Below are 12,576 nucleotides of genomic sequence, written 5' to 3'. Positions count from 1 at the left end.
TGCCGCACGTGCCTGGTCAATGCTGCCTCCGGCAGCGAGCGGTGGCGAACTCCCTCCGGGAGTGAGTTGACTGATGTATGCGGGTTCCAACATCCGTTCTGCCGTTGCATAAGCTCAAATCGCTCTGCTTCCTTGTTGGTGCAAAGCAGTAGCTCGCTTGGCTAAGTTGCTATTCACCGTTGTGGAGCGAGTACCAGCGGAGGCGGTCGGATCGATCATTTCGTCAGGCCCTCCGAGCGTCCGGTGGGTAAATTCATCGCTGCGCGCCTGATTTACCCCGCCGACCGCCTCCGTTTCTTACCTTGCCGCCCATGTCTCCTTCTTTCACCTTCGCTGCCCTCGCCGTTTTGCTGGTCTTCGGCCTTATCCTTTACTTCATCTTTCGGCCTAAACGCCTTCCTCCACTCCCTGCCTTTTTACCAGAGTGGCGCGAGCTGTTGTTGCAATACGTAAACTTTTACCAAAACCTGAGCGCTGCTGACCGGAAGAAATTTGAAGCCCGGATGCAGGCTTTTTTGCAGCAGGTAACCCTGACGGGGATCGAGACGGAAATCACGGAGAAGGACCGGGCTTTCATCGCGGCCAGCGCCATCATCCCCACCTTCGGATTTCCGCGTTGGAACCAGTATCCAAAGTTGGAGCAGGTACTACTGTACAAGACACATTTTCGCTGGGGAGATTTTGCAACGGAGGGGAAAGATCGACGGGTAGCCGGAATGGTGGGCGGCGGTTTTCTCAACGGAAAACTATTGCTCTCACGACCTTCGCTGCATCGGGGCTTCAAAGTGGAAGGACCTGACAATACGGGCATTCATGAATTTGCTCATTTGCTGGACAAAGCTGACGGAGATACGGATGGTATCCCGGACTATTTCCTGAAGAACGATTACCTGATCCCCTGGGTGGAAATGATTCGTAAAGAGTCTCTCGCTATTGCCAGGGGAGATTCTGAAATTGATAGTTATGCGCTGACCAACCAGGCGGAGTTCTTCGCCGTAGCTGCGGAGTATTTTTTTAATCAGCCCTACAAACTTAACCGAGATCACCCCGAGCTTTTTTCTCTGCTGGAGCGGGTGTTTCAGCAGGATATGAACGAGGATGGGAAAATTGGCTAAGCGCCCGGTCTATCCACCATAAATCCTTAAGTTTGGAATTGTTATCATTCTTAATGGCTCCCTTAACAACAAACTTCCCATGGCCGCTACTTCCACCGCCTCCCTGTTACACATCATCCTTGCCGTATTACTCCCACCACTGGGGGTAGCGCTTGCTAAGGGCATTGGCAGAGAATTCTGGATTTGCGTAGTGCTTACCATCCTCGGTGGTGTGCCGGGTATGGTCTACGCCCTGATTGTTATTCTGGCAAAGTGATGGGCGGGGTGCAGGTTGCAAGTTGCGGGTTGCAAGTTGCAGGGTTGCAGGGTTGCAGGGTGCAGGGGGACAACTATTGTACCACCACTCGAACGGTCGTAAAGTCGATCTTACCGCTCCCGTGCTCTAACCGGAGACGAAGTACATAGGCCGCTGGAGGTAGATCTCCAACGGTTAGGCGAATTTGCTGCATTCCTGCTGGCAAGTTGCCGTGCTGAATTCGTTTTACGGGCCGGCCGGTTAAGTCAAATAACCAGCTTTCCACCTCCACATTTTGCGGAAGCTCAAAACTAATTACCGCGTCCTGCACCATGGGGTTGGGATAAATGCTCAACTGGAGCTGGGAGGGCGCAATTTGCTCCGTACTCGTCTGCTGGTCCAGGAAGCCGATCCAGGGGCGGGCCTGTTTGATGGCGAGCCGGTCCGTACTGTCAATCTTATACTCAATGTCCATTGAAAAGCTCTCTTCGTCTACGGCATCAAAGAGAAGGGCAAACTCTTCGTGAATCGTCCGCATATAGCCGCGTAGCTCATCCAGGTAGGCCAAGGGCATTACCTGATCGTTGTTGGGCACCAGGTTAGAGCGACGAATGATCTCGTAGGCCGTAGGTCCGGAACCTTCGATGGCCAGCAGGATTTCTTCCGGGATGGAGAAATTGTCCGGGTTAGTCACCAGGTCTTCTCCTACCTGAGTATTGAGGTAGTAATTGCCGCCGGAACCGTAAATGGGATCCGCAGTGATCCCTACACCATTTGCGCGTTCTTCCTTAAAGTTGGCGTGCATCAGCACGCCCATGGCAGCCTGCAGATGATCAATGCGATAGAACTCCCGCTCGGTGAAGGCCCGAAAATTCCAAAGACTGGCGAAGACCTCTTTGATCGTTTTACCCAGGTGCCCTTCGTCAGTATTGTGTGTCTTTGAGTCGTAGAGCCCCGCGCCGCTGAAGCCCGGCAGGTCTTCGTTGTTGGTGCTGGAGCGGCACCGGATGTTGGTACCTTCGGGGAAGCTCTCCTGGGCGAGGGTAATAGCTTCGAACATCCACTGAGGAAGATCGGCGTCTTCGATGTCATCACGGAGTTCTTCCAGCATTTGCTCCTGAATGGAAAAATCTGCCTGGAAGTCCGGGGCGGCCAGCATCGTTTCCACCCGCTCGTAGAAGCCGTTGAAGGCCATGAACTCATCATAAAAGTAAAAGGGTATACCGAAGCCGTCGGGGATGAGGTAGTCCGGAAAGGCGAAGCTGCGCATAGTGGCCAGGTTACTGGTCTTGGCGCCGTAGGCAATGGATTGATCGAAGGTAATGTCGTCCAGCGGAGTAATCTGCTGTACGCTGAGGTCGCGCGGAGGGAACTGGTCTTCGTCGGGGCGCAGGGCCTCATAGTGAGCGTCCACTTCGTCGGGGGTAGCCAGGCGGAGGGCGAAGGTGTCAGCGTCTACGCGGTAATAAACGATGTGGTCCAGCAAGTCATTCACGGCTTCAATGTCCAGGGCATCACGGATGAAGGCGTTCGGGACGTTGTTCTGCAGGGCACGAAGGTTCACGTGGCTCAGCGGCGTCTGTACGACGGTAGTGATGATGCCACCCACGCGGGGAAGATCGTTGGGGATGGTTTCAAAGACGACGATATCGCGCGGATCGGGGCGTTCCCCGATCTCCATCAGCCGTAGCCGGCCGTAGCCTTCGGTGAGGTTGAGGGGGATGTAATCGATGCCTTCGTAAAGGTCGCCTTCCAGCAAAACGGGAATCCGGCTGGCGTCATACAACGCTCGCTCTACGTTATAGCGGGCGACGGCGCGCCGGTGCAAGGGAAGGTAAGCGAGATTGTTTCGCAGGAAGGGTAGGGTGGCTCCCAACAGGTCAAAGGTCTGCTGAATAATGTCGTAGGTATAATCGTCGAACTGCTGAAACTCGAAAGTATATACGCCCTGCTCGCCGCTGGGGGCCGTTACTTCGGGGTGGTAGATCAGCAGCCCGCGCATGTCCTCCAGAAAGCTGTTACCGTTCGCCTGGGTCGGGATGCCGATTGCCCGGGCGAATTCGACGTGCGCTTCGTGATTTTCCGTATGCATGTAGTGCACACGCATGGAATCGGGCTCATCGTTATCCTGGATGTAAAACTTAACGAACTCAAGGTTTCTTAAACGCTCATTTTCAGCGGATTATCCGGGTTGAAACGCAAGTTCGTCGAAGGCGGACCTGTCATGGATACAGGCCACTCCGTCTTCGAAGGCAATGGGACGGGCAGCATTGAGCGGGCTGCGGGAGGGGAAGTCGGTAAGCTCAGTCAAATCGTCCACCCCGTCTTTGTCCAGATCCGCCGGCGTTGCGCGTGGGTAACGATGAACGGTGTAGGCCGCTTCGGGGAGCGCCGCCAGCGGTTCGGTCAGCACGGCTCTTTGCCCATCCCCCTGCACCAGCGTCCGCGCCCGCCCCTCCGCAAAGAGTACGTAGTAGAAGTCGGCTTCGTTGGCAACCTCCAGCCGGGGCGTGCCTTCCGCCGAAATGGCGAAGGAGACAATGGGAACCTCCTCCTGTGCCAGACAGCAACCGGAAATGAATAACAGAACCGTCAACAGAGTACTACGCATGGGGCAAAGTTCGGCATTTGTTATATTTGTTTCCGTCAACCACCTTCCCGATGCTAAAGTATTTATTGATCCTTTGTTCTGTTTTGTTGGTAGGTTGCGGTGCGGAGACGGCCTCCGTTCCTGAGGCTACATCACCCGGCACCATCATGGCCGTCTTCGCTCACCCCGACGACGAGACGACCGTGGCGCCCATTCTCTCTAAATACGCCGCCGAAGGTGTTACCGTTCATCTCGTCATTGCTACCGATGGCCGTTATGGGGTTACGGACCACGCCGGCATCCCCGCCGGCGACTCCCTCGTGGAGGTCCGTAACGGGGAGCTGGACTGTTCCTGCCGGGCGCTGGGCATTGAACCTCCCATTCATTTATCCCGTCGGGATATGCTGGGTATGGAGCAGGGCATGGATGCTTTCTTCGGTCAACTCATTGGTATGGAAGACGCGCTGGAGGCCGTCATTGATTCTCTGCGCCCGGAAGTCATCATCACCTTCGGCCCGGACGGTGACTCCGGCCACCCCGATCACCGCCTGACGGCCGACGTGACCACCGAGCTCTTTTTCTCCGGTAAGCTCAAGTACCGCCCCGAACTCTATTACTTCAGCTATACACCCACCCAGGCGACTAAGTACGGCGACTGGAACCTCAACTACGCCGACGAGCAATTCCTGAATACCCGGATCTCCTTCTCCGAAACCGATGCCGAACGCTACTACGATGCCATTCGCTGTCATCAGAGCCAGTTCACCCCGCAGGCCATGGAGGATTGGATTGCGGCTGAGCGGGCGGACGAAGACAAGCGGATCTTTTTCAGGAAGGTGGTCGTAGCGGAGAAGGAGCAGGTGGGGTTTTAAATTAGCAGTGGGAAGTTTTTTCTTAACCCTCAACGATTTATACATCGGATGAACTGTTGCGGCTTCGCCAGCAAAAGATACATCCGATGAAAAATCGTCGCTCCGAGCCGGTGGATGATTCCGCCCCTCGCCACCTCCGACGTGCGGCAGCCTACAAGACACCCGGTGCTGTGCTACGAAGTACCTGCGAGCTACTCTAGAAGTTTCCCATGATTGCTATCATTAAACTCCTCTTCTCTTCCACTCCTCCGGAAAACATTGCCGCCTGCCTCACCTCCGACGTGCGGTAGCCTCGATTTATACATCGGATGAACTGTTGCGGCTTCGCCAGCAAAAGATACATCCGATGAAAAATCGTCGCTCCGAGCCGGTGGATGATTCCGCCCCTCGCCACCTCCGACGTGCGGCAGCCTACAAGACACCCGGTGCTGTGCTACGAAGTACCTGCGAGCTACTCTAGAAGTTTCCCATGATTGCTATCATTAAACTCCTCTTCTCTTCCACTCCTCCGGAAAACATTGCCGCCTGCCTCACCTCCGACGTGCGGTAGCTTACAAGTGCCGCCTGCCTCGCCTCCTCCGAGGTGCGGCAGCCTACAAGACCACCGAACTACAAGACTACACCCCCCTTCCTAAAGCCGTTTCGCCTCCCGAACCATTCTTTTTACCTCTTCCCGAAGCTTCACCGCGTCGTAGACGATGCCGTCTTTGATGGTATAGAGGATGCCCTTGGTGGTCGTCACTTCGCCGTCGTCATCGAGGCGGGTGGCACCGGTGCCGTAGAGGACTTTCAGGTCAGCCAGCGGGTTTTCACCGACGATGACCAGGTCGGCCAGTTTACCGGGTTCGATGGTGCCGATCTCATTTTCCATGCCGAGTGCCTCCGCGCCGTAGAGGGTGGCCGAGCGGATAACCTCCAGTGGGTGGAAGCCCGCTTCGCGCAGTAACTCGAGCTCACGGATGTAGCCGAAACCGTAGGTCTGGTAGATGTAGCCGGAGTCAGAGCCAGCCGTTACCCGGCCGCCCCGGTTCTTGTATTCTGTGATGAAAGCCATCCAGAGCTGGTAGTTTTTCTTCCAGTCCACCTCCTGCTCGGTACCCCATTTATGCCAGTAGCTGCCGTGGCTGATGCGGCTGGGCTGGAAGAACTTCCAGAGGGTAGGCAGCGTGTACTCATCGTGCCAGTCCGCGTTGCGGGCGCGCATTACGTCGCGGTTGGCGTCGTAGATGTTGAAAGTTGGGTTGATGGTGAAGTCGAGCTCCAGTAGCTCATCCATCACTTCGTTCCACTTGTCGGAGCCGGGCTTTGCGGCTTGTTGCCAGAGGCGGCCGGCTTCGCCGAAGCGATCCTGCTCGTTCTGGTAATTGTAGTCTACGGGGTAGTCCTGTACGGTGCGGTCGGTGAAGAGGGCTTCGGGCAGACCGTACCAGTGTTCCATGGAGGTGAGCCCGGCGCGGGCAGACTTGAGCACGTTCCACCGCCCCACGTCCATCTGTGCGTGGTGGCAGGCGCTGCGCAGACCAATTTCTTTGTTGGTTTCCAGGGCGGCCTGCATCAGCATCGGGCTGGCACCGAAAAGTTTGATACCATCAGCACCTTTGGCCTTGTTGGCGCGGATCCATTCTTTCACTTCCTCCGGGTTCGTGAAGGGGGTTTCCCGGCCCATCCCGAAGCCCGTATAGGCACGGATGCGGGGAGCGGCGATCTCGTTGGTGGCGGAGCGTTTTTTGTGGTCCAGCGTCCAGTCGAGGCCATTAAAGCTTCCGGGTTCGCGGATGGTGGTGATGCCATGACCGAGCCAGAGTTTGAGGACGTAGTCGGCCGTCGTGCCCTGCGCACGTCCTCCCATGTGCCCGTGCATGTCCACGAAGCCGGGCATGGCATACATGCCGGAACAGTCAATTTCTTTGCCACCTTCCTTCAGCTTGGGGCGTCGTCTTTCGTTGATCTCTACACCGGGGAAGCCAACCGTGCTGGCCGAGACGATCTTATTGCCCTCAATCACGATGTCTACCGGGCCAATCGGCGGAGCGCAGTTGCCATTGATGAGAATGAGCCCACGTAGAATGAGCTGGCTGTGAGGACCGTCACCGAAAGCATCGCCGCGTGGAGCCGCTTTCTCTTGTTGGGCGCTGACGCAGGTGCAAAGGAAGACCAGAAAGCAGAGTAGGGTAGAACGCATGGGTTTTATCTTTTGGGCAAGGTAAGAAAAATGTAGGCTGGTGACTTTTCGGACAGGCGTCGTGTGTATCACCAATGCACAAACGAAGCGATCAGGCTTATTTCAATTATCCGAAAGGCATCGGTGCCAGCATATGTTTTAGGTGTTGTATTTTACTCATCCAATTTTTTCTCATAATGAATTAATGCTCTTGTTCGGTACGCCTGAAAGCGATCAGCTTTCTCCGGATCAGCCCTTTTGAACATTCCTTTGTTGCAGCTGGCCAAACTAGCCGGTGACCAGACTATCTTCGCTACATGCCGAACGAAATAGAACGAAAATTTCTCCTTGCCAACGACGACTGGAAGTCCGAAGTAACCCGTTCCGTCGTCCTGAAACAAGGCTATCTGAACTCGACAAAAGAACGCACTGTCCGGGTTCGTATCTCCGGAGAGCAGGCCTACCTGACGATTAAAGGCCCGGTTACCGGAGTTACGCGTGCGGAGTACGAGTATGAAATCCCCGTCAGTGATGGACTGGCACTAATCGATCTTTGCGAACAGCCACTCATTGAGAAGACGAGGTATTTCGTTCCGCTGGGAGATCACCTCTGGGAAATTGACGTTTTTACCGGTGCTAACGAGGGGCTTACGGTGGCGGAGATCGAGCTGACGGCCGAGCGCGAAGCTTTTATCCGGCCCGCCTGGTTGGGGCGGGAAGTGTCTGATGATGTGCGGTACTACAATTCGAGCCTCATTCATCGCCCGTTTACTTCCTGGTAGTCACTGGTCGAGACGCTCCCGCGTCGAGCGCGAATGGGGCCGAAGGCTCCCGGAGCGTGTGCTTGCGGTAGCTGGGTTATGTAAGAGGTGTGGTCTGCGCAAAGTCGTTTTACTCCCTTGCCCGGTCGGAGCTGGAACTCCTCTGCCCAAATCCGGCGGGAGCTGCTCTGCCTATTGCTTCTCAGGTTTTACCTTGCACCTGCGTCCGCGCCAAAAAAGGCTAGCCATGAAAACCAACATCCTCCAAAAATTCGAGCTTTTTAACGACCACTGGTCTCCCAAAATCATCGGCGAGCTCAATGGCCAGCAGCTAAAGCTGGCTAAAGTGAAGGGCGACTTCGTCTGGCATGACCACGCCAACGAAGACGAACTCTTCCTTGTCTATAAAGGGACACTCTTTTTGGATTTTCGCGATCGGGAAACCGTCGAACTTAATCCCGGTGACTTCTACATTGTCCCGAAAGGTGTCCAGCATTTTCCACGCACTAAGAACGGAATGGAAGTGTGGTTGCTGCTACTCGAACCGGCTTCCACTAAACATACCGGAGAGGAGAAAACGGAGCTCACAGTGGAAGAATGCGAGTGGATTTGAGCGCTCACGAAGCCGCCTGGGCCTTCCACCGTTGACCCAGCAGGTTGAGCAATAAATCCTGATACGACCATCCGATTTCTCTGGCGGCGAGGCCAGTAAGACTCTGCTGGTCTTGCCGGTGCAAGCGTTGATTTCCGGTCATGTTAGGTTTCATGTTCAGGTCGAAGAGAAAGTAATTTCCCGCTGCGTCCGCCCTGCAATCGATACGAATAACGGCTTTTGCGCCCACCAGATGAGCCGCTTTGGCACAGGCCTGCAGAGCGGATTGCAGAGCCGGGGAGGCTGCCTCATCCGCGGAGAGTACCCGGCTGTTATGAATTACGGCCACGCTGCCATTGTACGGAGCAATGCCCCCATCGTGGTTAAACCTGACCACCGGAGGCAGGCACCAGTAGGAGGGTTGAGTTACTTCCTGCCCCCGTATATTGTACGTGCCGGGAGGCAGAACGGATACCGTGATTTCCTGCCCGTCCAGAAAACGTTCGGTATATACTTTGTCACCGTATTCTGCACTTTCCAACAACTTACGGACGACTAGACCGGCTTGCTCTGCATCATCGACTTTTGTGACCCCCTGGCTGCCGCGGCCCCGGACGGGCTTGACCACTATCGGGTAAGTGAGCGTCGGTAATCTTTCGGTGTAATTATCCTGTGACAGGATGTGGTAGTCGGGCACCGGGAGGCCATGATTCCGTAATAAATCGTTCGTCAGGAGTTTGTCGTCGAATTGCCCGGCCCGCAGCGGTAGCTGTCCCACCAGCTCCAGGGAGGAAGGAAAGAAGGCTTCGATCGCGTGGCCGGCGTAAAGTACAGTATTGAGCCAAAGGATAGTAGCGCCCCGTTGCAGGGCGCTTTCGATGCCTGCTGCTGTGTCCGGAAATACCCAGTCGGTATCTTGCTGCTGCCGGGGTGCGGAGACGGGGAGAACGACTTCCACCCCTGCCTGTTGCAGACTAAAAGCAATGTCTGCTCCGCTATCAGCATAGCCTCCTGGCTTCATGGGCTTACTGATACCATCAACGGGGGGTGGGGGAGAAGATTGATAAAGGACGGCTAGCTTTGGCATATTTCAATCAGCTTTATGGCGGTGAAGGACTGTTAGATACAATCCGTCCGGGCAGTACTTTGTTGTCTTCCGGTGCAACATCGTATCAATACTTACCGGCGGCACAACATTATTTCTCCGGTAATCTTTATATTGTTATACCCAAACTATGCGGACTCAGGTAAGTTGCCTGAACTGCTGGTACGCGTGTTACCATTACCCTGCGGACTGTGAAAACTAGGGCGAAGCTACCGGCAGACTCCTTTACTACAGGAAAATTATCAGGCACGTGTCGGTTAATCTTTCGATTCCACTGTTCACATAAAACCTGCACATATGCACTTTTTTCGCTCTCTGCTTGTTGTCTTGCTGACAGCTGGTACTCTTTTTGCTCAATCCAGCGTCGAGGAGTTTAAGTTAGGCGGCACTGCCCGCATCCTCGACGAAGACTGCATCCGCCTGACGCCCGACGTGCAGTTTGCCTCGGGCTCCGCCTGGTATGAAAAGCCCATCGACCTGAGCCAGTCTTTTGAGCTCACTGTCTGTCTGGTATTCGGCAAGCGTGATGAGTTGGGGGCTGACGGTATCGGCTTTGTCTTCCATCCCGTTATGCGTACGGGCTATCGGGGGGAGGGGATGGGCTTCGCTGGTCTTTATCCTAGCCTTGGTATTGAGTTTGATACTTATCAGAATTACCATCTGGCCGATCCGCCGAATGACCATGTAGCCATCTCGGTCAACGGGCAGCCCCATCACTACGCCAGCGTGGATGGCCCCAACGAATTACCCAATTTGGAGGACGGTCAAAAGCATCTGCTATGGATCTACTGGAACCCGATCGAAAAGCAACTACAGGTTCACCTGGACGGAAAGCAAGTCGCTAACCTGAATGAAGACATCGTCGAGGATGTTTTTCGGGGCAACCCCACCGTCTTTTGGGGCGTGACGGCGGCCACCGGCCGCAAGATGAACTACCACGACATCTGCATTAAGAAACTGGTGTTTGCACAGGCGGAGGTGCCAGATTAGTAGCCGACAGTTTAAGCCGTGGCCACAAAACAAGAAACCCCGGCAAGCCTGGCTTACCGGGGTTTTCAACTGAGTCGGTTAGGGTGAAAGACCGGTCTCGAACCGGCGACCTCCGGAATCACAATCCGGCGCTCTAACCAACTGAGCTACAATCACCATTTAAATGGGGCTGACTCAGTTGAATCTCTGCTTTGTAATAAAGCGACGCAAAGGTAAATAGTTCCCAATGAAGGAAAAACTTTTATGGGAGATAATTTTTCAATGCTTTTGCCATTTGTGTTTGCAGAGACAGTGCAGCGGCCCGCGAAGCGGCGGCAAAGTCCTCATCCTGACCGGCATAGAGGATTCCCCGACTACTGTTTACTAATAATCCGCAATGATCATTCATTCCGTTTTTACAGACACCCTCCAGGTCTCCGCCCTGCGCCCCGATGCCCGGAACCAGAAAAAAGTGATCGGGCGTAAGCGCCCGCAGTTCGGCAAATTTCTCGGCCTTGGTGGCTCCGCAGACAAACATCAGCTGATCCGCGCTGCCCCAGTCAGTAGCTCGCGTCATCACTTTGGCGTAGAGGGGAACACCGCCATCCTGGCTGGCGTGCTGAAAGTCCTGGCTACCCTTGTTGCTGGTTAGAGCCAGCAGGATGGTCCATTTGCCTTCATACTCCAAAAAGGGTTCTACGGAGTCCGCGCCCATGTAAGGGGCGACCGTGATGGCATTTGCTCCAAGGGTATTGAAGGCGAAGCTGGCGTAGTAGCGGCTGGTGTTACCGATGTCGCCGCGTTTAGCATCAGCAATGACGAAGTGATCTTCGCCGATGTAGGCAATGGTGTCTTTCAGGACGCGCATCCCATCCAGCCCCAATGCTTCGTAGAAAGCAGTGTTGGGCTTGTAAGCAACGCATAGATCCCGGGTTGCATCAATGATGGCCTTATTGAAGGCCAGGACATCGCCCTTCAGGTGGGGCGGCATTTTCTTCGGGTCGGCATCCAGCCCAACACAAAGGAAGCTTTGTTTCTCCTGTATCTGAGCAAATAATTCGGCACGGGTCATTTCTCAGGGTTTTCGTAGGTGTAAATAAGTCGGGTCTTGAACTGGGTCGGATCTTTCGTATCCAGCGGGCCGACGGTATATTCTTCGATGCTCGGTTTAGCGGCGGTCAGGCCGCGGCGCTTCAGTTCTGCGTCGAGGGCATAGTGCATTGCGGAAAGACCATCATAAGGCCCGTCCAGCTCGAGGGCGATGGCTTTTTGGGGCGGCAGGGCAATGGTAACGTATGGCGGCAGACTGGCTCCGGCAGCTACGGGAAGGGCTACGGCAGCGTCTCCCCAGCCACGGTCCGTGTCCCATTCGTAAAAAAGGCTGGTGCTGGGACCCGTGGTTTTTAGCTTGGCCTCTTTAGCAGCCTTATTCAATGCATCACTCTCCATAGCCAGAAAGCCGTTCATGTCCAGCAGAGAAAGATCTTGCCGGAACACAACGTAATAGCGTTCCGGAAGGTCCAGCTCCAGATATTCCAGTGTGGTAACCCGAGCGGTGGTGTCTCCGCCTTCGGTTTCTTTGGAAAGGATAGTTTCTTCTGCTGCTTCTGGTTCGGTCGAGGTGCAGGCAAAGCAGCAAACCATCAGCAGAGTAATGGTCATAAAAGAAGCGGCTCTTAGCATGGGAAGGAATTTTCCGCAAAGGTAATATACCTAAGTTGCCCAAACCACTCCGACGCAGGCATTTGGTAATGCCGGTTCAGGCCTACGGCTGAACCATCAGAAGTATTAGCCCGGCAGGAGCTGATGAAAAATTCCCTGAAGCCCAACAGAAGGGGCTCAATTTCTTTCCCGATCCACCCGTCGGAATGGGTGGCTCGCCTGGATCTTGAAGCGAATACATAAGTCAGGATAATCCGACTGGCAGAGCTCCCGGAATATAGTATCCGGTACCCCCTGGTAGGCAATGGTCGTATTACCACTTTGGTAAGTGAGCAGCAGGGTCTGAGCGACCGCGTCATAGTTGGCTTCTGCCACCATTTCGGAGCAGTTACGTAGATTGATATTTTGCATGATAAAACTGATAGAATTAATAATACACTCTTACTTACCCAACGGTAGCAGTTACGGCTATGTTCGTGCGGCCTTTTCGCAATTTTCATTTCGAAACAGATCA

13 protein-coding genes and 1 tRNA gene are annotated in these 12,576 nt (G+C 54.7%); 6 read left to right on the top strand and 8 right to left on the bottom strand.

Features of this window, described 5'->3' with window-relative positions:
- Positions 1-311 precede the first annotated feature (311 nt).
- On the top strand, positions 312-1,115 hold the full coding sequence (locus BM123_RS08305) for a M90 family metallopeptidase (RefSeq protein WP_090167198.1): 804 nt from the start codon (positions 312-314) through the stop codon (positions 1,113-1,115).
- A gap of 79 nt (positions 1,116-1,194) precedes the next feature.
- On the top strand, positions 1,195-1,371 hold the full coding sequence (locus tag BM123_RS08300; RefSeq protein WP_090167196.1) for a YqaE/Pmp3 family membrane protein: 177 nt from the start codon (positions 1,195-1,197) through the stop codon (positions 1,369-1,371).
- 73 nt (positions 1,372-1,444) lie between these two features.
- Here the strand turns inward: BM123_RS08300 and BM123_RS08295 are convergent, their stop codons facing one another.
- Both BM123_RS08295 and BM123_RS08290 read right to left on the bottom strand, forming a co-directional pair.
- The gene (locus BM123_RS08295) at positions 1,445-3,457 is read right to left on the bottom strand and encodes a PEP/pyruvate-binding domain-containing protein (protein ID WP_090167194.1); all 2,013 of its coding nucleotides are present in this window, start codon (positions 3,455-3,457) and stop codon (positions 1,445-1,447) included.
- Positions 3,458-3,532: 75 nt separating this feature from the next.
- Positions 3,533-3,961 carry a hypothetical protein gene (locus tag BM123_RS08290; RefSeq protein WP_090167192.1) on the bottom strand — a complete coding sequence of 143 codons (429 nt, stop codon included), beginning with the start codon at positions 3,959-3,961 and terminating at the stop codon, positions 3,533-3,535.
- Positions 3,962-4,011: 50 nt separating this feature from the next.
- On the opposite strand from BM123_RS08290, the gene BM123_RS08285 reads away from it, so the two are divergent.
- The gene (locus BM123_RS08285) at positions 4,012-4,812 is read left to right on the top strand and encodes a PIG-L deacetylase family protein (protein ID WP_090167190.1); all 801 of its coding nucleotides are present in this window, start codon (positions 4,012-4,014) and stop codon (positions 4,810-4,812) included.
- Between the two features lie 631 nt (positions 4,813-5,443).
- Here BM123_RS08285 and BM123_RS08280 read toward each other — a convergent pair.
- Positions 5,444-6,994 carry an amidohydrolase family protein gene (locus tag BM123_RS08280; protein ID WP_090167188.1) on the bottom strand — a complete coding sequence of 517 codons (1,551 nt, stop codon included), beginning with the start codon at positions 6,992-6,994 and terminating at the stop codon, positions 5,444-5,446.
- Between the two features lie 296 nt (positions 6,995-7,290).
- Between BM123_RS08280 and BM123_RS08275 the strand changes: the two genes are divergently transcribed.
- Together BM123_RS08275 and BM123_RS08270 are read left to right on the top strand one after the other, a co-directional pair.
- Positions 7,291-7,755 (top strand): CYTH domain-containing protein, encoded by a 465-nt coding sequence (locus BM123_RS08275; protein WP_090167186.1) that lies wholly within the window; start codon positions 7,291-7,293, stop codon positions 7,753-7,755.
- Between the two features lie 226 nt (positions 7,756-7,981).
- On the top strand, positions 7,982-8,347 hold the full coding sequence (locus tag BM123_RS08270; RefSeq protein ID WP_090167184.1) for a cupin domain-containing protein: 366 nt from the start codon (positions 7,982-7,984) through the stop codon (positions 8,345-8,347).
- Positions 8,348-8,351: 4 nt separating this feature from the next.
- Here the strand turns inward: BM123_RS08270 and BM123_RS08265 are convergent, their stop codons facing one another.
- Positions 8,352-9,413, bottom strand: coding sequence for an ATP-grasp domain-containing protein (locus BM123_RS08265; protein WP_090167182.1), 1,062 nt, complete (start codon positions 9,411-9,413; stop codon positions 8,352-8,354).
- Between the two features lie 315 nt (positions 9,414-9,728).
- On the opposite strand from BM123_RS08265, the gene BM123_RS08260 reads away from it, so the two are divergent.
- The gene (locus BM123_RS08260) at positions 9,729-10,421 is read left to right on the top strand and encodes an L-type lectin-domain containing protein (protein WP_090167179.1); all 693 of its coding nucleotides are present in this window, start codon (positions 9,729-9,731) and stop codon (positions 10,419-10,421) included.
- An 81-nt stretch (positions 10,422-10,502) separates the two neighbouring features.
- On the opposite strand, the gene BM123_RS08255 is transcribed toward BM123_RS08260, so the two are convergent.
- The 4 genes from BM123_RS08255 to BM123_RS08240 form a co-directional block, all read right to left on the bottom strand.
- Positions 10,503-10,578 (bottom strand) — tRNA-His (locus BM123_RS08255).
- A gap of 84 nt (positions 10,579-10,662) precedes the next feature.
- Complete coding sequence (pyrF, locus tag BM123_RS08250; RefSeq protein WP_090167177.1) at positions 10,663-11,472, bottom strand: orotidine-5'-phosphate decarboxylase; 810 nt, start codon at positions 11,470-11,472, stop codon at positions 10,663-10,665.
- Complete coding sequence (locus tag BM123_RS08245) at positions 11,469-12,083, bottom strand: GyrI-like domain-containing protein (protein WP_139211814.1); 615 nt, start codon at positions 12,081-12,083, stop codon at positions 11,469-11,471. Before BM123_RS08245 ends, pyrF begins: the two co-directional genes overlap by 4 nt.
- Before the next feature lie 156 nt (positions 12,084-12,239).
- Positions 12,240-12,473 (bottom strand): KTSC domain-containing protein, encoded by a 234-nt coding sequence (locus BM123_RS08240; protein WP_090167173.1) that lies wholly within the window; start codon positions 12,471-12,473, stop codon positions 12,240-12,242.
- Positions 12,474-12,576: the final 103 nt, after the last annotated feature.

Origin of the sequence: Neolewinella agarilytica, assembly GCF_900110645.1 — a bacterium.
GTDB lineage: Bacteria > Bacteroidota > Bacteroidia > Chitinophagales > Saprospiraceae > Neolewinella > Neolewinella agarilytica.
The sequence above is the reverse complement of the archived record's forward strand: the minus strand, read 5'-3'. Positions and strand labels throughout refer to the sequence as shown.